The sequence below is a fragment of the Staphylococcus sp. HMSC055C03 genome, from assembly GCF_001809385.1.
Lineage (GTDB): Bacteria > Bacillota > Bacilli > Staphylococcales > Staphylococcaceae > Staphylococcus > Staphylococcus simulans.
In genome coordinates, this window is the sequence record NZ_KV797486.1 from 42,770 (window position 1) to 63,647 (window position 20,878).

Genomic DNA, 20,878 nt, shown 5'->3' on the forward strand with positions numbered 1-20,878 from the left:
GTATTTTTATATCTTTAAATTTTAACTAAATATTGTTTAAATTCAGATTATTTTAATTGTAAATTTTCTTTCGCATGGGCACAACTTCCATCATATACTGCACGTACGGCATCGTCAGCATCCTTAACGCTGATACCGAACATCATTGAAATTTCAGACGCACCTTGGTTGATCATTTTCAGGTTAATATTCGCTTTTGCGAGTGCAGATGTAATCATATTGGCAGTACCGACCATTTGGTTCATACCTAAACCAACAACCATCATCACAGCTAAGTCGTTATCAATACCTAATTCATCAACATCACATTGTTTACGAATTTCATTTAACACTTTTGTTTCTTTGCCGCGAATTTGATGTGTTCGCATGATAATACTGACGTTATCAATACCAGAAGGCATATGGTCAAATGAGATATTGTAGTCTTCAAGTACTGATAATATTTTACGTGTGAAACCAACTTGTCTGTTCATTAAGTATTTACGTACGTTAATGACTGTAAAGCCTTTGTCACAGCTAATACCTGTAATCAAGTGGTCTGGTTTAATTTCACGGTCGTATCTGATGAAAGTACCTGGATCTTCAGGACGATTTGTATTTTTAATAACGACTGGAATACGTTCTTTTTGTACAGGTTGAAGGGCTTCGTCGTGGAAAACACTAAAGCCTGCATATGAAAGTTCACGCATTTCGCTATATGTTACTTCTTCCATAATTTCAGCGTTTTTGATTAAGTTCGGATTTGCACGATAGATACCTGAAACATCTGTAAAGTTTTCATACAACGTTGCGCGTACACCGCGTGCCAAGATTGCACCAGTGATATCAGAACCGCCGCGAGGGAAAGTGACAACATTACCTTGTTTCGAGTAACCGAAGAAACCTGGAACGATAATTTTTCCTTCAATTTTTCTTAGATTGTAAATTTTATCATAAGATTCTTCTAAGATTTGAGCAAATTGAGGCGTGTTGGTTACGGTAATACCTGCGTCTAAAGGAGACACATATGTAGTTGGAACACCTTGAGCGTTATTATATTGCGCGATTAAGCGAGCGTTAAAGTCTTCACCACAAGAAAGTAATGCATCCTTTAAACGAGGCGGATTGCTTTGGTTGGCTTTGATACGCTGTTCAAGAATATCATCGAATTCTGTTAAAATATTTTCGTCCATGTTTAAATCACGGATGATATCTGCATAACGTTCGATAATTTCTTCCTTTTTATTTTGATAATCTAATTTTGCTACACTTTTTTCATAAAGCCTAAGCAACAAATCTGTTGTCTTAATATCTTCAGAATGTCTTTTACCAGGAGCAGACACAACGATTATTTTTCTTTCGTCATCGCTATTGATGATGTTTAACACTTTCTGAATTTGGCTTGCTGAAGCGACGGAACTACCGCCAAATTTAGCTACTTTCATATTTAATCAACCTTTCTATCAATCTTAATAATATACTGCTTTGTTTTTTGGGTGAAAAATGCTAAAATTTCAACATATTCCAAATTTTTTGAACTTTACAATTTTGATGAATGAATTTATACTAAACCATAATCAAGTATTTTTCAATAGTACAGGTGTTTTTTTAGAACGAACAAACGGAGGAATGTAATTATGAAGAAGTTAAACATCGCTTTGCTCGGTCTGGGAACAGTGGGCTCAGGAGTAGTTAAAATTATTGAAGAGAATCATCAACAGATTAAAGATACGATTCACAAAGATCTTCACATCAAACATATTCTTGTTAGAGATAAAAAGAAAAAACGTCCCTTAAATATCAGTAAATACCATCTGACTGAAGATGTGGATGAAATCTTAAATGATGATGAAGTCGACATTGTGATTGAAGTGATGGGCGGTATCGAACCTACTGTTGAGTGGTTGAAAAAATCATTAAAACAGGGCAAACATGTGATTACTGCTAACAAAGATTTATTAGCGGTTCATTTACGCACATTAGAAGATTTAGCAGAAGAAAATGGCGTTGCTTTAAAATTCGAAGCCAGTGTGGCAGGCGGTATTCCAATCGTCAACGCAATCAACAATGGTTTAAATGCGAACAACATCAGTAAATTCATGGGTATTTTAAACGGTACATCCAACTTCATTTTATCTAAGATGACAAAAGAGGGCGCAAGCTTTAAAGAAGCTTTGGATGAGGCACAACGTTTAGGTTTTGCTGAAGCAGATCCAACCGATGATGTTGAAGGTATCGATGCGGCACGTAAAGTAGTCATCGTTACATACTTATCATTCAACCGAGTTATCAGTTTAGACGAAGTTAAAGTAACAGGTATTTCTGAAGTAACAGTAGAGGATATCAAAGCCGCAACAGCGCTTGGTTATAAAATTAAATTAATCGGTAAAGGTACATTTGATAATGGTGTTATTGAAACATCTGTTGCACCAACCTTAATCGATGAAAGACATCAATTAGCATCAGTTGAAGATGAATATAATGCGATTTATGTTATCGGCGACTCTGTTGGAGAAACGATGTTCTATGGTAAAGGTGCAGGTAGCTTAGCTACAGGTAGTGCAGTAGTCAGCGACTTACTTAACGTTTCACTGCAATTCGAATCTAACTTGCATACTTTACCGCCGCATTTCGAATTGAAAACAGGTCATGCAAAAGAAATGATCGACGCAGATGAACCGACAAAATTAAAAGAAAAAGGTAGTTACTATGTTGTTTTACAAACAAATGGCGCACCGGTTAAACGAGTGGAAGAAGAAGTTAAAGCACAATTACCGCTTCACAAATCACTCAATGTCATTGAACGAGATGACAACACAGCAGCTGTCATTGTAAAAAGTATCAATGTTCCAGCTGATGAAATTTTAGCACAAGGCAAATATCCAGTGGAAAAAGTTTATCCAGTAGAAGGGGTTTAATTAAAATGAAAAGATGGCAAGGTTTAGTACAAGAATACAAAGCATATCTCCCAGTTAACGACAACACACCGAATGTAACTTTAAATGAAGGCCAAACGCCGTTGATTCATTGTGATACATTATCAGACATGTTAGGTATTAACTTGTTTGTAAAATTTGAAGGTGCCAATCCGACAGGTTCATTTAAAGACCGTGGTATGGTCATGGCAGTCACTAAAGCAAAAGAAGAAGGTAAAAAAGTAGTGATTTGTGCATCAACAGGTAATACTTCAGCTTCTGCAGCTGCATATGCGGCACGTTCAGGCTTGAAAGCAATCGTAGTTATTCCTGAAGGTAAAATCGCTTTAGGTAAATTATCACAAGCTGTTATGTACGGTGCAGAAATTGTATCGATTGAAGGCAACTTTGATGAAGCGTTAGAAATTGTTAAAGAAGTTGCGAAAGAAGAAGGCGAAATTGAACTTGTTAACTCAATTAACCCATACCGTATCGAAGGTCAAAAAACAGGTGCATTTGAAGTAGTCGATCAATTAGGCGGCAAAGCACCAGATGTATTAGCTATCCCAGTCGGTAACGCAGGTAACATCACTGCGTATTGGAAAGGCTTCAAAGAGTTTAATGATAAACATCAAACAGGCTTACCGAAATTATTTGGATTCCAAGCGGAAGGTGCATCACCAATCGTACAGAACAAAGTCATTAAAAATCCTGAAACAGTCGCAACTGCGATTCGTATCGGTAACCCAGCAAGTTGGGATAAAGCAGTGAAAGCTTTGGATGAATCTAACGGCTTGATTGATAGTGTGACAGATGAAGAAATCTTAGAAGCTTATCAATTACTTGCTTCTAAAGAAGGTGTGTTTGCAGAACCTGCAAGTAACGCTTCAATTGCTGGATTAATTAAACTGCATAGAGCTGGTAAATTACCAAAAGATATTACAGTCACTGCAGTGTTAACTGGTAATGGCTTGAAAGACCCTGATACTGCCATCTCATTATTAGACAATCCGATTAAATCTTTACCAAATGATAAAGCAAGTATTATTAAATATATCAAAGGAGCTATACATTAATGGGAGAAAGTTTAAAACTTAAAGTTCCCGCTTCTACTGCCAATCTTGGCGTAGGCTTTGATTCAATCGGACTCGCATTAAATAAGTTCCTATATGTTGAAGCAGAAGTGAGTGCAGATGATCGATGGCATTTTCATCATAAAGGTGACAACTTGCATGGCTTACCGACAGATGAGCACCATCTGATTTATCAAGTTGTACAGTTTCTTGAACAGAAATATGATATGTCAGTGCCGCCATTAGATGTCACTATGCGGAGTGAAATTCCTTTAGCCAGAGGACTTGGGTCCTCGGCTTCTGCTTTAGTTGCAGGTATTTATTTAGCAGATTTCTTCGGTCACTTACAATTATCAGAATTTGAAATGGTCGAAGCAGCAACAGAAATAGAAGGACATCCAGATAATGTTGCCCCTGTGATTTATGGTGGGATGATTGCTGGATTTTATAATCATGAAACAAAAGAAACATACATTTCTTCAATAGAACCTCCATACGTGAACCTCGTGATCACTATTCCAAGCTACGAGTTGAAGACACATGACTCTAGACAAGTTTTGCCGAAAAGCTTTGAACATGAACAAGCGGTTCAATACAGTGCCATCAGTAACACGATGTTAAGTGCATTGATGCAGCATGATTATCAATTAGCAGGTATGTTGATGGAAATGGATGGGTTCCATGAACCGTATCGTCAAGATTTCATCCCAGAATTTCAACGCGTTAAAGCGTTAGGTCGTGAATATCATGCTTATGCGACAGTTATCAGTGGGGCAGGTCCGACGATTTTAACATTAATTGATCCTTCTAAAAGCGGTAAATTAGTCAGAAGATTGAACAAAGAGTTGCCAGATTGTGAATCTGAATTAATTTCAGTTAATAAAAGCGGAATTATCGTTGAAAAAGTTTATGATTAATGAAGAAATGCGATATAATTTGATGGAATACGCTTGAAAGGAGCACTGCACATCAAATGAGCAGCTATAAAATGATAGTAATGGATATGGATGATACTTTGTTAAATTCAGAGAATCAAGTCAGTCCAGATACTGCAAATTATTTAATTGATTTACAAGATAAAGGATACCATGTTGTTTTAGCCTCAGGACGTCCAACAGAAGGTATGTTGCCGATCGCAAAAGACTTGCATCTTCATGAGCATGATAGTTATGTCATCAGTTTTAACGGCAGTCGTACAACACGTGTTAGAGATGGAGAGCTTGAAGCCGAACAAAGTATTTCTAAAAAAGACTTTGACCGTATTGTAGATTATTGTCGCGATAATAATATCTTTGTGTTGACGTATCAAGACGGTCATATTATCTATGAAGGTGAACATGAGTATATGAATATTGAGTCTGAGTTAACAGGGTTACCTATGCATCGCACAGATGATTTGAAAGCATTCATTCAAAATCCTGTTGCGAAAGTGCTGGGCGTAGACTACGAATCACATATTCAAGAACTCTCTCAAGCATTTGGCGGTGTGTTTAACGACCAAATCGATGTGACGACAAGTAAACCCTTCTTCTTAGAATTTGTACCGCATGGTGTGTCTAAAGGTAATGCATTACATGCGTTATGCGAAAAAGTAGGCATCGATATCAGTGAGACTATCGCATTTGGTGATAGTATGAATGATTATTCTATGATGGAAGAAGCAGGGTATGCTGTCGCAATGGGCAATGCACGTGATGCGTTAAAAGAAATCGCTGATTTTGTGACGTTAGATCATAACTCAGACGGTATTGTCTATGCCTTAAAGAAAATTTTATAGATTTAAATACAAAAGGAGACTTTCTGTTCAAGAGAGTCTCCTTTTGTATGCGATACATCTTATTTAGCTGTATGTGTCCATTCATGCATGCCATGGTTTCGTTTTACAAGAGCATAGATATTATCAGCAGAGTAGTCTAAGTTTGTATAGACTGTGATAATAAATGATGATTGTCCAGTTTCAAACGGTTCACTTAGGTAAACATCTTTTAAGTGTTCAAATAGAGGTACCATTTGATCATGTTCTAGACTTGGATATTCTCTTAAAGTTCTTTTGATAAGTCTGCCATTTTTTTCTTCAAGAGACTGAACGACAATCACAAAACGTTCATCTTCCTTCAAAACATCGTCAAATAAATTTGTTTGTCCTACCATGTTGTAACACCTCGATTTCTCGTCTTATTACTACTATTATACTACATATCCATAAACGTTAAAATCTTAAAAGTTATAAGAAGAAACAAAAAAACAGATTGGCCAAAGCCAATCTGTCAGTGTGAATAATTATTTCACTTTATTAAATTCTTCGAAACTTCTTACATCCATTTCTTTCAATTTAACAGGTTTTGTTTTCTTAATGATTTTATGAACAATGAAAATAATAAAGAGCACTACAATCGGTACGAAGTCTTTAATTAATCCGCCGACATTCAAGTGAATCATATTTTCAAATGAACCACCGAATAACAAGAACACGAGTATAGCTAAAACAAGAATCGGTCCTAGCGGATATAACGGTGTTTTATAAGGTAAACGTTCATTAATATCTATACCTTGTGCTTTTAATCCTTTACGCAATCTGATTTGCGAGAAGATTGCGGCTGCCCATACGAAGATAACAAGTTGCCCTATAATACCAAGTAATGTGAAAATCGCATTCGCATGGAAGTTCGCTAAAATAATGACCGCCACAACAATTACGAAGTTCGTTAAGATGGCTGGAATCGGTAACTTTGTTTTACCATGCAAATAACTTAAGAATTTCGGCGCTTGTCGATCTGTACTAAGTGAGAACAACATACGACTTGTTGAATAGATACCTGAGTTAGCAGCTGATAATAGTGATGTTAAAATAACCGCATTGATGACAGAAGCTGCAAAGGCGATACCGACTCTATCGAACACAATCGTAAATGGACTTTGTGTTACAGATTCACTTTTATTAAGTAATAACGGTTCATTGTAAGGTAAAATCGCTGAAATGACTGCGATTGAAAGAACATAGAATAATAAAATTCTCCAGAATACTGATTTAATAGCACTTGGCATTGATTTTTTAGGATCATCTGATTCACCAGCTGTGACCGCTACAATTTCCGTACCACCGACAGAGAATCCAGCGATAAGCAGAACGCTTAAGAAACCAGAGATACCGCCAACAAATGGTGCTTCACCGACAGTGAAGTTTTTAAAACCATACGTATGACCGCCAAGAATACCAAAGATAGTTAAAACACCTATAACGATGAAAACGATAATCGTCACAACTTTAATAGCTGCTAACCAGAATTCCGCTTCACCGAAGGCTCTTACCGTAAAAATATTCAATAATAGTAAGAACGTGATAAATATTAAACTCCATGTAAGTGGAGAGAAGAACTTAAATGTGTCCCAATAGTACAAGACATTTGATGCGATAATAACATCAACGCTTGTCACAAGTGACCACATTGCCCAGTATAACCAACCGACTGTAAAACCAAGTGAGGGGTCAACGAATCGTGTTGAATAAGAACTGAAAGAACCTGATACAGGATAAAAGGTTGCAAGTTCTCCGACTGATGACATTAAGAAATATAACATGACACCAATAATCAGATACGCTGCAATCGCACCGCCAGGACCAGCTTGAGAAATGACGCCGCCCATTGCGATAAAGAGACCTGTACCGATTGCACCCCCGATAGCAATCATTGATATATGGCGAGAACTGAGTCCTCTATTCATTTTGTTTTCATCCATATGCGTTACCTCTAATCTTTAAATTAAAATATATGTACTCTATTCTAATTGTTTTTATACGACTAATCAATGACCTTTGATGCATTAAATCAAATATTTTAAAAAATTCAGAAAAATGACAGAATTTTGTTCATTGTGTCCGTTAAATTGACATAAATTCTTAGTTGATATAGTAAGAGCGTATTAGACAAAATAGAAGGAGAGGTGTATATTTAGACCCAACAATAAAAAAAGTGAACGTTACCGATTTGAATAGGTAAGTTCACTATCGTAGTTTCAATACATTATTTAGTTTCGCGGTGTAATGTATATTTGTTCAATCTTGGGCAGTATTTTTTCATTTCGATACGTTCAGGATTGTTACGTTTGTTTTTAGTAGTAATATAATTACGATCGCCGCATTCTGTGCAAGCTAATGTTACGTTTACGCGCAATGTAGACACCCTTTCTATTAAGTTATTAGCAATACTTACGCACTTAAATTTACCACAATCATGCATATCGTGCAAGATGGATAAAATAAGCAACATAAGCTCAATGTATTCTATTGTATAGAAAAATATACGATTAGTAAATAACTTTGCTTAAAAAATGAGCAAAAAGTATTGATAAAGATGGAAATTGTGTTATGATATAAATCGTAATAATTACGATTATGAACATTTACTATTAAGAAAGGTAGGAACTTTAATGGCAAAAAAATCAAAAGTTGTTAAAGAACAAAAACGAGAAGAACTCGTTGCTAAATATTACGCAAAACGTCAAGAGTTAAAAGCTAAAGGTGACTATGAAGCATTAAGAAAATTACCTAGAGATTCATCACCAACACGTTTAACTCGTAGATGTAAAGTAACTGGAAGACCTCGTGGCGTAATGAGAAAATTCGAAATGTCACGTATTGCATTCAGAGAACATGCACATAAAGGTCAAATTCCTGGCGTAAGAAAAGCAAGCTGGTAATTTCTAGTTTTTAGCAATCAATTTATCATGAAACACATTTCTTGAATGAAATGTGTTCTTTTTTTGTGTATTTTTAGAGAGAATACACGCTTTTTTATGGTAAAAGTCGTAATGAGGTAGTATGATGTATATTGGACTTTTTGAGTTAGAGAAAATAAAGGGTAAGGTGTTAGATAGATATGAAAATTTTTGATTATGAAGATATCCAAATGATTCCTAATAAATGTATAGTGAAAAGCCGCTCAGAATGTGATACATCAATCCAATTCGGACCGCGTCGTTTTAAGATGCCGGTTGTTCCTGCAAATATGCAGACGGTTATGAATGAAAAACTTGCAGAGTGGTTCGCAGAAAATGATTACTTCTATATTATGCATCGTTTTGATGAAGCAGCGCGTATTCCATTCATCAAAAAAATGCAAGATAAAGGATTATTCGCATCTATTTCTGTAGGTGTTAAAGATAATGAATATGATTTCGTTAAAGAAATTGCAGAACAAGGTTTAAAACCTGAATATGTCACAATTGATATTGCTCATGGTCACTCAGAACAAGTCATTAACATGATTCGCCACTTGAAAGAATATTTACCAGATTCATTTGTGATCGCAGGTAACGTAGGTACGCCTGAAGGTGTAAGAGAATTAGAAAACGCTGGTGCAGATGCGACAAAAGTCGGTATCGGACCAGGCCGTGTATGTATTACAAAAATCAAAACAGGATTCGGTACAGGCGGTTGGCAATTAGCTGCAGTAAACCACTGCAGTAAAGCAGCGCGTAAACCAATCATTGCTGATGGTGGTATCAGAACTCACGGTGACATCGCGAAATCAATTCGTTTCGGTGCTTCAATGGTTATGATTGGCTCATTATTTGCGGCACATGAAGAATCACCAGGTGAAACAGTAGAACTTGATGGTAAATTATACAAAGAATACTTCGGCAGTGCTTCTGAATTCCAAAAAGGTGAGCGCAAAAACGTTGAAGGTAAGAAAATGTTTGTAGAACACAAAGGTTCATTAGCAGACACATTGAATGAAATGCAACAGGACTTACAAAGCTCTATTTCTTATGCAGGCGGTAAAGACTTGCTTGAATTAAGAAAAGTAGATTATGTCATCGTAAGAAACTCTATCTTCAATGGTGATAGAGACTAAGCTTTACCTTCTGGAGGTGTAGACGATCAGACGCACATTTTCATTTGTAGTCATCCTGTTACTTGCTGCTTTAATCATTCCTGTTAAAGAGACACCATGGATGATTGACATTCAAAATCAAGCAAAAGCCAAAATACAAGCAATCACTGCACAAGAAAGTGCCAATGAAACAGCACTTAAAGTGCCGGATAAGCAAGATTTTGCTTTAAATAACATTCAAATGAATATGACAAAAGAAGAAGTCGAACAGGCTTTAGGTAAACCTGAACGTGTCAGCGCAAATGAATATGGTTTAAAATGGTACACATACCATAAAGATTACCATTCATTCGTAATGGTCAGTTATATGAATAATAAAGTGAATGGTATCTATAGCAATCAAAATGTTATCTCTTCTAAATCTAAAATCAAGTATGGTTCGCCAAAATCAGCTGTAAGAGATAGACTAGGTCAACCGATTGATGAAATGACGAAAGGTAATTATAGATACCAAATTACGAGCGATGAATATGATGTCTTTGATAAAGATGGTATTTATACGACCGTCTTTTATGACAAGCATGAAAATAATCAAGTAACAGGTGTCATGCAGATTAGTAAGGAAATGGAACATCGTTTAACTAAACCTTACGGTGCGCCATCGTCTTCACTTGCTCAGAGTTTTGAGATGCAAAACTTTGATATAGTCAATGCAGAGCGTGTTCAAAAAGGCTTATCTGTATTGAAATATAGCGATGCAATCTCTAATACTGCACGAAAACACAGTAAAGATATGGCTGACAACCATTACTTTGATCATACTAATCCAAAAGGAGAATCTCCATTTGATCGTATGAAAAAGGATGGCATTGATTATAATAGCGCGGGTGAAAACTTAGCGTACGGCCATCAAAATAGTATTTTCGCACATGAAGGTCTGATGAATTCAGAAGGACATCGAAAAAATATTTTACAACCAAGCTTTAAAAACTTAGGTGTCGGTGTTGATTTCAATGATGAACGACAGCCTTTCTGGACTGAAAATTACACAAGTTAATCAGCTTTAAAATAAAGGCAAAATTTCTGTATTCAGCAGAGATTTTGTCTTTTGCTTTATAAAGAAAAGATTAATTTATTCAGAAATTATTGATTAATGAATGATTTCTTGATTATAATAAGCACAAGCAGAAAAAAAGGTTAATATTTTATAATACATATTAAATGACTTGAAATCATAAAGGAAGGAGTGTGACTATGAATATTTCAGATATCGCATCTATGGCAAACGTATCAAAAAGCACAGTATCAAGATACTTAAATGGTGGATCTGTCAGCCAGAAAACTAAGGATAAAATAGATAAAATTGTACAGGAAACAGGCTATTCACCTAATCAATTTGCACAATCTTTAAAAGCCAAACGTACATTCATGATTGGTGCGATTATTCCTAGACTTGATTCCTATGCGGCAAATCAGATTCTTGAAGGTGCAGATACTTACTTACGTGAAATTAAGTACCAAACCCTGATTGTTAATACGAGTCAAAGTATTGAACAAGAAATAGAAGCATTATATACACTAAATAAAAATAAAGTAGATGGTATTTTATTAATCGCCACACAAATTACAAAGCAACATATTGAAGCGATACAAGAAATAAAGGCTCCTGTTATATTAGTCGGGCAGTCAGATGAACATGTACCTTCTGTAATACAAAATGATTTTGAAGCGGGGCGCACTATTGGAGAATTATTTGGACAACAAAACTTTAAACGTATCGCATATTTAGGTGTCGATGAATATGATAAAGCAGTAGGTGTTGAAAGAAAAAAAGGTATATTGTCAGGTTTAAAACGATATAATCAAACGCCTGATGTTTATTACACAACTTTTGATTTACAACAAGCTGTAGTCGCTGCAAAACCGTTAGTGTCTCAATACGATGCATTAATTTGCGGGACAGATAATATTGCGTTAGGAACCTTGAAAGCTGCCCATCATCAACATATTCAAGTTCCAAATCAACTATCAATAGCAGGATTCGGAGGCTATGATACAACCTCTATTGTCACACCATCTCTTGCGACAATCAGCTTTCCCTATAAACAAACAGGTGAGAAAGCTGCCCAAAATTTAATTCGTATTATCAATGGTGAAGCGATTAAACAAATAGAAGTGATGGATTTTGAGTTTATTAAAAATAACAGTATTGACTTATTTAAAAGCAATGAGTAAAATGTTTGTGAAAGCGTTTTACTTTTACAGTGTTTTGGAACCGGTTCCAAATAGAAAGGAGTGATAGGATGGAATGGACACGCGAAGCAAGGTATCGAGGGTTATCTTCAATTACAAATGAAGAATTTGAAAGTATGACAGACAAAGTGCATCAATCGCCTTGGCGACAACACTTTCATGTTCAACCTGTTTCAGGATTGTTAAATGATCCAAACGGCTTCATTTACTTTAAAGGTCAATACCATTTATTTTATCAATGGTATCCGTTAGGTCCTGTGCATGGTTTGAAATATTGGTATCACGTTGTTTCTGATGATTTGATTCATTTTGAAAATAAAGGACCAGTCGTCTATCCTGATACTACATATGATTCGCACGGTGCTTATAGTGGATCTAGTATACAAATTGAAGACCAGTTGTATTTATTCTATACAGGTAATCATAGGACAAAAGATTGGGAACGTGTACCTTATCAAATAGTGGCGACATTAAATGACGCGTTTCAAGTGAAGGACAAACAGCCACTCATTGAAGGTTCACCGCAAGGTTATACCGACCATTTTAGAGATCCGAAAGTTTGGCAGGAAAATGGAAATTATTATTTCGTGATTGGTGCACAAACTACAGCACAAACAGGGCGTGCTTTAATCTATCAAGGTGCTACATCATTCAAGTTTCATTTACTCGGAGAAATTCAAACAGGTTTATCAGATTTCGGATATATGTGGGAATGCCCAGATTTATTTAAATTAGGAAATAAAGATGTGTTAATTTTTTGTCCACAAGGGTTAGAAGCAGATGGGATGAACTATCGTAATATCTATCAATCCGGTTATATCATAGGAGATTTTGATTTAAAGACTTTAGAAATGAAACATGATGGATTTGTTGAATTAGATTACGGCTTTGATTTTTATGCACCGCAAACAACTATTTCTAAAGAAGGCGAACGTGTCTTAATCGGATGGATGGGTTTACCAGACATTAACTATCCAACAGATGTTTATAACTGGGCACATTGTCTGACTTTACCGAGGGTATTGAAAGTTAAAGAGAATGCATTAATACAAACGGTACATCCAGATGTAGAAAAGTTGAGAGTTCGCAGTAATGAAACAACAATGGATATCACTAATGACAACACTGTATTAGATTTGATTCAACCAGACCGTTCAGAAATCAACATTTCAATCGTTGAAAATGAAGCGGATGTATTAAGCATAGTTTTTTCTAATCAAGTCGAAGAAGCGGTTAAAATAACGTATGATAAAAATACAGGGGTTTTTGAACTAGATCGCAGCCAGAGTGGTGAATTACCAAACAATCAAGATAATCAAAAGAGAAGTGTACAGTTATTTGATGCTTTAAAATCATTGAGAATTTTTATAGATACATCAAGTATAGAAATCTTCATTAATGAAGGTACACATGTGATGACGTCTAGACTGTTTCCTGTTGAACCATATCAATATTGTCAACTATCGTCAGAGTCAGGAACGGTCAAAATGGAAACGAAACAATATGAATTGAAAAGAGGGTAATCATGAATAAATTATATGCAGTTGGAGAAGCATTAATCGATTTTATCCCTAGTGAACGTGATGCGAAATTAAAAGAAGTGACACAGTTTTCACCACAAGTCGGCGGTGCACCTACAAACGTCGCAAGTTGTGTCGCAAAATTAGGCGGCGATGCGGCAGTGGTTACACAAGTCGGTGATGATGCATTCGGCGAGAAAATAGAAGATAAACTCAAGGATGTTGGTGTCGATACGCAGTATTTGAAACAAACATCGACAGCGAATACAGCACTCGCATTTGTCAGCTTAACCGCAGCGGGAGAACGAGACTTTGCGTTTTATCGTAAACCTTCAGCAGATATGTTGTTGGAAGCGGATCAGTTAACAGATTTATCCTTTGATGAGACAGATATTCTGCATTTTTGTTCGGTTGATTTAGTAGATTGTCCAATGAAAGCAACACACCGCATGTTGATTGATCAAATGTTAGAAGCAAAAGGGACTGTTGTTTTTGATCCGAACTTGCGTTTCCCGCTTTGGGATGATTTAGATGCATTACACCATACTGTATTAGAATTTATACCTAAAGCACATATTGTCAAAATTTCAGATGAAGAATTAGAATTTATTACGCGTATTAAAGATAAACAAGCAGCAATCGATTCGCTTTTTAAAGGCAATGTAGAAGCTGTTATTTATACAGAAGGCAAAGCAGGTGCTGCGCTTTATACAAAAGAAGGCTTAATTGCAAAAGAAACTGGTTTTAACGTGGAAGTTTTAGATACAACTGGTGCGGGTGATGCCTTTATCGGTGCCATCAACTATCAGTTATTAACACATGGTAAGCACAAGCTTTTTGAAGAAAGTTATCAATTTTTAAAATTTGCGAATGCGGTCGGCGCATTAACAACTACTGCATATGGTGCGATAGAAAGTCTGCCGACAAAAACACAAACGACAACGTTTATGAGAGGTGAAAAGTAATGAGTGATAAGAAAATAGCAGAAGCGGTCATTCAAGCAGTGGGTGGAGAGGAAAATATTGAATCTCTTGCCCATTGTGCGACGCGTTTAAGAATCATGGTCAAAGATAATGAAAAAGTAGATCAAGCAGAAGTAGAAGAAATTGAAAAAGTAAAAGGTGCCTTTTATAACTCGGGACAATTTCAAATTATTTTTGGAACCGGTACCGTCAACAAGATTTATAATGAAATTACACAATTAGGTGTAGAGGGCAGTTCGAAATCAGAGGTTAAAGAAGCGGGTGCCAAACAAGGCAATGCATTTCAACGAGCGATTCGTGTGTTCGGTGATGTTTTCGTACCGATTATTCCAGTCTTAGTTGCGACAGGTCTGTTTATGGGACTACGCGGTGTCGTAATGAACGACCAAATTTTAAGCTGGATGGGCATGACAGCTAAAGATATCCCGCAAAACTTTATTTTGTTCACACAAGTGCTGACGGATACTGCCTTTGCGTTTCTGCCTGCATTAGTTGCTTGGAGTGCCTTTAAAGTCTTTGGCGGCAGTCCTGTTTTAGGTATCGTATTAGGATTGATGCTCGTAAACCCAGCATTGCCTAATGCGTATGAAGTAGGTGATGGTTCAGCAGAAGCTATTAAATTCTTTGGATTTATACCGATTGTCGGTTACCAAGGTTCAGTATTGCCTGCATTCTTCGTTGGTTTAATTGGTGCTAAGTTTGAAAAAGCATTGAGAAAACGTATTCCAGATGCGATTGATTTAATTGTGACACCATTCTTAGTCTTACTTATGATGATTACTTTAGGATTATTTGTGATTGGTCCTGTATTCCATTCAATTGAAACAATTATATTGTCAGGAACAGAATGGGTACTTGCTTTACCATTCGGTATCGCTGGACTTTTAATTGGGTTCTTCCAACAAATTATCGTGGTTACAGGTGTACATCACATCTTTAACTTCATGGAAATTCAGTTGTTAGAAAAATTCCATTATAATGAATTCAACCCGATTATTTCAGCAGCTATGACAGCTCAAGCCGCAGCAGCTGTTGCGGTAGGACTTAAAACAAAAAAAGCGAAATTAAAAGCGTTAGCTTTACCTTCAGCATTTTCAGCACTACTTGGTATTACAGAACCTGCGATTTTCGGTGTAAACTTACGTTACTTTAAACCTTTTGTTTGTGGTTTGATTGGTGGAGCAGTAGGTGGATTCTTCGCAGCACTTTTCCACTTAAAAGCATCAGGTATGGCGATTACTGTATTGCCAGGTATCTTATTATTCTTAAAAGATATTGGCCAATTGCCACTTTATTTATTAGTATTAGTAATTTCATTTGCGACAGCTTTTGTATTAACTTGGTTCTTTGGATATAGTGATAAATTAGCTGAGGAGATCAAGGAAGCTAAATAATGGATAAACTGTTAATCACAAATTGTGGTTAACAGTTTTTTTAATAGAAAATGTTCGCAATTTTTGTGAAGCATCATGGCAAAAGAAAAGTTTAAAAGTTATAATCATTTCGAGTATTGAAGAAGATCAAAGGAGTGCAAAGATGCGAAAATTAGTCATTATTATCCATCCAGATATGGAAAACTCAGTAGTTAATCGTATGTGGAAAAATGCTTTGATAAACGAACAAATTGATGTGGTCGATTTATATGAATTGTACCCTGACAGAAACATTGATGTTGCACGCGAACAAGAAAGATTAATGAGCTACGATACAATAGTATTCCAATTTCCATTGTATTGGTATAGTAGTCCGCCATTATTGAAACAATATCAAGATGAAGTATTTTTATTTAATTTTGCATATGGTCCAGAAGGAACGAAACTTCGTGATAAAAAATTTGCGATTGCGACGACAGTTGGCAGTTTAGAAGAAGATTATTCAGAAGAAGGTTCGAATCGATTCACGTTAGACACATTACTTTCACCATTCGTTGCGACTTTTAATTATATCGGTGCCCAATATAAAGGACACTTTGAACAATATGGTACAGTGAATCACGCGACGAAAAACGAATTGATTGAAGGTAGCAAGCGCTATATAGAATTTGTGAAAAAGTTGTAAATAAAAAAGCTGAGATCGTTTTTTGATCTCAGCTTTCGTTTAATTAGAATAAATACTCTCCAAACTCTAAAGGTTCAATGTATTTGCCGTTTTTATCAAACACACGCATGTTACCGCCAGAGATTTCATCAATAAGTAAAACTTCACCAGTTTTTTCATCGCGACCAAATTCTAATTTAATGTCGTAAAGTTCTAAACCTTTTTGTGCAAGCTCTTCTTTAATGATGTCTGAAATTTTTACTGTTAATTTAGCAATTTCGTCGTATTCACCTGGTTTTAAGATGTTTAACGCTTCAAGACCTGCTTTGTTGATGAGTGGATCTTGTCTTTCATCATCTTTTAAAGTCATTTCTACATATGCGTTAAGTGGTGCGCCTTCTTCGATATAGTCACCGTATCTGCGGATAAATGAACCCACTGCGCGGTATCTGCAAATAACTTCTAATCCATGACCGAATACTGATACTTTTTTAACACGCATTTGACGATCTTCAATATTTGCGTCGATATAATGTGTTGGAATACCAGCAGCGTTGATTTTTTCAAAGAAATAACTTGTCATTTTAAGACCAGCTTTACCTGAACCCTCAACAGTTAAGCCAACTTGGTTTTCACCTGGATCAAATTTGCCATCTTTTCCTGTCATATCATCTTTGAAGAAAAGAACAATTTCACCATCTTTGTCTTGATAGAGATCTTTTGTTTTACCTTTGTAAATTAAATCCATTTCATCTCACTCCTCAAGTATTACTCATGTTTAGTATAAGTGAATTTCTCTTTTATATAAATACAAAAGTATGAAAATATGATGGCATTGCTGCATTTTAAACTAAAAAGCAAGGTGCATGCAAGACTAAAGCAGCTTTAAGATGCAAATTATTTATGCACAGTATAAAAAATAACAGAACGGAGATAAACACAACAAAATAATTAAAAACACCCCATAATGTCTATGAATTTTGGACATTATGGGGTGTTAGTAGTTTACTAATCTAATTTGAATCTAAATAATTTGTCACGAACAAAATTTAAGAAGAGATGATATGCCTATGAACAGATACGATTGCCTATAGCTCTCTAAATAGACCTACAACTTTACCTAAAACAGATACATGTTCTAAGTAAATAGGTTCCATTGTACTGTTTTCAGGTTGTAATCTATAACGATGTTTTTCTTTGTAGAAGCGTTTTACAGTTGCTTCATCATCTTCTGTCATAGCTACAATTATATCACCGTTTTCTGCGATAGTCTGACTTCTGACGATGACTTTATCTCCATCTAAAATACCAGCTTCAATCATACTGTCTCCAACAACATTTAAAATGAAAATGTCGCTGTTATGTGTTGATGTAAAGTGTTCTGGTAACGGGAAGTATTCTTCTACATTTTCTACTGCTGTGATTGGGACACCGGCTGTGACTTTACCAATAACTGGTACATGGATAGTACCTTCGATTTCAGTAGCATCTTCAATTTGGTCGCTGACAATTTCAATTGCGCGTGGTTTTGTAGGGTCACGACGAATATACCCTTTGCTTTCTAATCGTGATAGATGTCCGTGTACAGTAGAGCTTGAAGCAAGTCCGACTGCTTCACCGATTTCTCTGACACTTGGCGGATAACCTTTTGTATGAACGACTTGTTTTATATATTCATAAATTTCGCTTTGACGCTTCGTAAGTTCAGTCATTTATATGCACATCCTCTTCTAGTTTGTTCTTATTATATCACGTTAATATAGCCTTTACAAACATTTGTTCGTAAAAGTGTTGACACCGAACAATCGTTCTGATATTGTTTAAATACAAACAAATGTTCTAGGGGTGTTCGAATAATGATTAGGAAATATCAAACTAGTTTTTTACTATATACAGCAGTATTGTTAATGTCTTTTATGTTAGTTTCAGCGTTTTTAATCGGTGCAGAGCAGTCAAGTAATGAGGAACAAGTGTACGAAATGACAGATCATACACTTCCAACTAAGGTAGAACAAAAAGCCGAACATGAGCAACAATATATAGAACAGGGCGAACAAAATAACAGACCTATCGTCGCAACTGTTCACTGATTTATAAATAAAGTGTGTTGTTTATACTGCTAACACGATGTGTTCTATGGTGTAAGATTTCTGTGAGTGGGAATAAGTTTAGTAGAACATATTGATTTTATTTTGAGCGATTGTTTGCTAAGATAAATAATCATCAGACTAATGGAGGTCGATAGCATGGCAGATCAACATAAAGAAACAATTAACCGTATTAATGAACTTTCTAAAAAGAAAAAAGAAGAAGGCTTAACAAAAGAAGAAGCGAAAGAAAGAGCAGAGTTACATCAAAAATATCTTGAAACATTCCGCGAAGGTTTCAAACAACAAATTGAAAATACAAAAGTATTAGATCCTGAAGGAAATGATGTAACACCAGAAAAATTAAAACAAGTACAACGTGAGCAAAATAAAAGACAATAAAACTCAATATACTACAATAAATGTAGAGCTTTTAGAACAGAATAATTGATGTTCTAAAGGCTCTTTTTTCATGAAAATGTATATTTTGATTGTTTTAATCACTTTTATTATATTTGATAGCGATTTCATGAGGACAATAAATGTTAAACTTAACTGATTTAATGTATAATGGCATAAAATCATGCTGTATAGAAAGGAAGTTTTATTGATGTTCGATAAAAGAGATGAGCTTGCAATCAATACAATCAGAGCATTGAGTATTGATGCAATTGAAAAAGCAAATTCTGGTCACCCAGGATTACCGATGGGTGCTGCACCAATGGCATACACATTATGGACAAGACATTTGAACTTTAACCCTAATTCAAATGAATACTTTAACAGAGATAGATTCATCTTATCTGCAGGGCACGGTTCTGCATTACTTTACAGCCTATTACATGTATCAGGCAGCTTAGAATTAGAAGAATTGAAACAATTTAGACAATGGGATTCTAAAACTCCAGGACATCCTGAGTTCAGACACACACAAGGTGTCGAAGTAACTACAGGTCCACTTGGACAAGGTTTCGCAATGTCAGTAGGTATGGCAATGGCAGAAAACCACTTAGCAGGTAAATTCAACAAACCAGATGCTGAAGTCGTAAATCATTACACTTATGTTTTAGCTTCTGATGGTGACTTGATGGAAGGTATTTCTCATGAAGCAGCTTCATTAGCAGGTCACTTACAATTAGACAAATTAATCGTGTTATACGATTCAAATGATATTTCACTTGATGGTGATCTTGATAAAGCATTCTCTGAAGACATCAAAAAACGCTTTGAATCATATGGTTGGAACCACATCTTAGTTAAAGATGGTAATGATTTAGAAGAAATTAATAGTGCCATTGAAAAAGCTAAAGAACAAAATGGTCCAACTATGATTGAAGGTAAAACAGTTATTGGTTACGGTTCACCAAATAAATCAGGTACACATGGTGTACATGGTGCGCCACTTGGTGATGATGAACGTACATTAACATTAGAAAACTATAAATTGGATCCAGAAAAACGTTTCTACGTTCCGGATGAAGTTTATGATGTCTTCAATGAAACTATGTTGACACGTGCAACTGAAAACGAAGAAGCATGGAAAGCTTTAGTTGAAAAATACGCAGAATCTTATCCAGAATTAGCACAAGAATTCAAAGATGCGATTGCTGGTAAATTACCTGAAAACTATGAAGCAGAATTACCAGAATTCGAAGTCGGTTCAGAAAGTGCTACACGTGCAGACTCAGGTGAAGTCATTCAAGCACTAAGTAAATCTGTACCTTCATTCTTCGGTGGTTCAGCAGACTTAGCTGGTTCAAACAAATCAAATGTTAAAGATGCACCAGACTATGATCGCAATACACCTGAAGGTAAAAATATTTGGTTTGGTGTTAGAGAATTTGCGATGGCAGCAGCTGTAAACGGTATGGCAGCACACGGTGGAGTAAATCCTTACGGTGCGACATTCTTCGTGTTCAGTGACTACCTAAAACCAGCATTAAGACTTTCAGCAATTATGGGTCTTAACTCAACATTTATCTTTACACATGACTCAATCGCTGTAGGTGAAGATGGTCCAACTCACGAACCGATTGAACAATTAGCAGGTTTACGTGCAATTCCTAATATGAATGTGATTCGTCCAGCAGATGGTAACGAAACACGCGTAGCTTGGGAAGTTGCATTAGAGAGTGAACAAACACCAACTTCATTAGTGTTAACACGTCAAAACCTTCCAGTATTAGATGTTTCTAAA

At 35.9% G+C, this 20,878-nt stretch carries 21 protein-coding genes; 15 read left to right on the forward strand and 6 right to left on the reverse strand.

What is annotated here, in order from left to right; translation table 11 throughout:
- Positions 1-47: 47 nt before the first annotated feature.
- Positions 48-1,424: an aspartate kinase gene (locus tag HMPREF2603_RS04570; RefSeq protein ID WP_002480835.1), complete on the reverse strand. Its 1,377-nt coding sequence runs from the start codon at positions 1,422-1,424 to the stop codon at positions 48-50.
- Between the two features lie 192 nt (positions 1,425-1,616).
- On the opposite strand from HMPREF2603_RS04570, the gene HMPREF2603_RS04575 reads away from it, so the two are divergent.
- From HMPREF2603_RS04575 to HMPREF2603_RS04590, 4 genes are read left to right on the forward strand one after another with little or no spacing between them, the layout of a single operon-like run.
- Positions 1,617-2,897 (forward strand): homoserine dehydrogenase, encoded by a 1,281-nt coding sequence (locus HMPREF2603_RS04575; RefSeq protein ID WP_002480836.1) that lies wholly within the window; start codon positions 1,617-1,619, stop codon positions 2,895-2,897.
- Between the two features lie 5 nt (positions 2,898-2,902).
- Positions 2,903-3,970 carry a threonine synthase gene (thrC, locus tag HMPREF2603_RS04580; RefSeq protein WP_057509855.1) on the forward strand — a complete coding sequence of 356 codons (1,068 nt, stop codon included), beginning with the start codon at positions 2,903-2,905 and terminating at the stop codon, positions 3,968-3,970.
- Positions 3,970-4,884 carry a homoserine kinase gene (gene thrB, locus HMPREF2603_RS04585; RefSeq protein WP_070501960.1) on the forward strand — a complete coding sequence of 305 codons (915 nt, stop codon included), beginning with the start codon at positions 3,970-3,972 and terminating at the stop codon, positions 4,882-4,884. The genes thrC and thrB overlap by 1 nt, the downstream gene beginning before the upstream one ends.
- A gap of 56 nt (positions 4,885-4,940) precedes the next feature.
- Entirely contained in the window at positions 4,941-5,744 is an 804-nt protein-coding gene (locus HMPREF2603_RS04590; protein WP_060804247.1) for a Cof-type HAD-IIB family hydrolase, read from the forward strand.
- A 59-nt stretch (positions 5,745-5,803) separates the two neighbouring features.
- Here HMPREF2603_RS04590 and HMPREF2603_RS04595 read toward each other — a convergent pair whose 3' ends face one another.
- The 3 genes from HMPREF2603_RS04595 to rpmG form a co-directional block, all read right to left on the reverse strand.
- Complete coding sequence (locus HMPREF2603_RS04595; RefSeq protein WP_002480840.1) at positions 5,804-6,118, reverse strand: hypothetical protein; 315 nt, start codon at positions 6,116-6,118, stop codon at positions 5,804-5,806.
- A 129-nt stretch (positions 6,119-6,247) separates the two neighbouring features.
- A complete protein-coding gene (locus HMPREF2603_RS04600; protein ID WP_002480841.1) occupies positions 6,248-7,705 on the reverse strand; it encodes an amino acid permease in 1,458 nt (485 codons plus the stop codon).
- A 284-nt stretch (positions 7,706-7,989) separates the two neighbouring features.
- Positions 7,990-8,139 carry a 50S ribosomal protein L33 gene (gene rpmG, locus HMPREF2603_RS12995; RefSeq protein ID WP_001265708.1) on the reverse strand — a complete coding sequence of 50 codons (150 nt, stop codon included), beginning with the start codon at positions 8,137-8,139 and terminating at the stop codon, positions 7,990-7,992.
- Positions 8,140-8,395: 256 nt separating this feature from the next.
- Here rpmG and rpsN point away from each other — a divergent pair, with 256 nt between their 5' ends.
- The 8 genes from rpsN (at position 8,396) to HMPREF2603_RS04640 (ending at position 16,615) form a co-directional block, all read left to right on the forward strand.
- Positions 8,396-8,665, forward strand: coding sequence for a 30S ribosomal protein S14 (rpsN, locus tag HMPREF2603_RS04605; protein ID WP_002480842.1), 270 nt, complete (start codon positions 8,396-8,398; stop codon positions 8,663-8,665).
- A 179-nt stretch (positions 8,666-8,844) separates the two neighbouring features.
- Positions 8,845-9,822, forward strand: coding sequence for a GMP reductase (guaC, locus tag HMPREF2603_RS04610; RefSeq protein ID WP_002480843.1), 978 nt, complete (start codon positions 8,845-8,847; stop codon positions 9,820-9,822).
- A gap of 100 nt (positions 9,823-9,922) precedes the next feature.
- Positions 9,923-10,858, forward strand: coding sequence for a CAP domain-containing protein (locus tag HMPREF2603_RS04615; RefSeq protein ID WP_002480844.1), 936 nt, complete (start codon positions 9,923-9,925; stop codon positions 10,856-10,858).
- 197 nt (positions 10,859-11,055) lie between these two features.
- Positions 11,056-12,036: a LacI family DNA-binding transcriptional regulator gene (locus tag HMPREF2603_RS04620; protein WP_060804246.1), complete on the forward strand. Its 981-nt coding sequence runs from the start codon at positions 11,056-11,058 to the stop codon at positions 12,034-12,036.
- Between the two features lie 68 nt (positions 12,037-12,104).
- Positions 12,105-13,577 carry a sucrose-6-phosphate hydrolase gene (locus HMPREF2603_RS04625; protein WP_060804245.1) on the forward strand — a complete coding sequence of 491 codons (1,473 nt, stop codon included), beginning with the start codon at positions 12,105-12,107 and terminating at the stop codon, positions 13,575-13,577.
- 2 nt (positions 13,578-13,579) lie between these two features.
- Positions 13,580-14,539: a carbohydrate kinase family protein gene (locus tag HMPREF2603_RS04630; RefSeq protein WP_060804244.1), complete on the forward strand. Its 960-nt coding sequence runs from the start codon at positions 13,580-13,582 to the stop codon at positions 14,537-14,539.
- Complete coding sequence (locus tag HMPREF2603_RS04635) at positions 14,539-15,951, forward strand: sucrose-specific PTS transporter subunit IIBC (RefSeq protein ID WP_060804243.1); 1,413 nt, start codon at positions 14,539-14,541, stop codon at positions 15,949-15,951. The genes HMPREF2603_RS04630 and HMPREF2603_RS04635 overlap by 1 nt, the downstream gene beginning before the upstream one ends.
- A 142-nt stretch (positions 15,952-16,093) precedes the next feature.
- Positions 16,094-16,615, forward strand: coding sequence for an NAD(P)H-dependent oxidoreductase (locus HMPREF2603_RS04640; RefSeq protein WP_060804242.1), 522 nt, complete (start codon positions 16,094-16,096; stop codon positions 16,613-16,615).
- Positions 16,616-16,658: 43 nt separating this feature from the next.
- On the opposite strand, the gene HMPREF2603_RS04645 is transcribed toward HMPREF2603_RS04640, so the two are convergent.
- Together HMPREF2603_RS04645 and lexA are read right to left on the reverse strand one after the other, a co-directional pair.
- Positions 16,659-17,342: a phosphoribosylaminoimidazolesuccinocarboxamide synthase gene (locus HMPREF2603_RS04645; RefSeq protein ID WP_070501962.1), complete on the reverse strand. Its 684-nt coding sequence runs from the start codon at positions 17,340-17,342 to the stop codon at positions 16,659-16,661.
- Between the two features lie 340 nt (positions 17,343-17,682).
- A complete protein-coding gene (gene lexA / locus HMPREF2603_RS04650; RefSeq protein WP_060804240.1) occupies positions 17,683-18,306 on the reverse strand; it encodes a transcriptional repressor LexA in 624 nt (207 codons plus the stop codon).
- A gap of 144 nt (positions 18,307-18,450) precedes the next feature.
- Between lexA and sosA the strand changes: the two genes are divergently transcribed.
- From sosA to tkt, 3 genes are all read left to right on the forward strand, one after another.
- Positions 18,451-18,684: a DNA damage-induced cell division inhibitor SosA gene (sosA, locus tag HMPREF2603_RS04655; RefSeq protein ID WP_002480852.1), complete on the forward strand. Its 234-nt coding sequence runs from the start codon at positions 18,451-18,453 to the stop codon at positions 18,682-18,684.
- Between the two features lie 156 nt (positions 18,685-18,840).
- On the forward strand, positions 18,841-19,083 hold the full coding sequence (locus HMPREF2603_RS04660; RefSeq protein WP_002480853.1) for a DUF896 domain-containing protein: 243 nt from the start codon (positions 18,841-18,843) through the stop codon (positions 19,081-19,083).
- Positions 19,084-19,291: 208 nt separating this feature from the next.
- The coding region (tkt, locus tag HMPREF2603_RS04665; protein ID WP_070501964.1) for a transketolase at positions 19,292-20,878 on the forward strand (1,587 nt) is incomplete at its 3' end.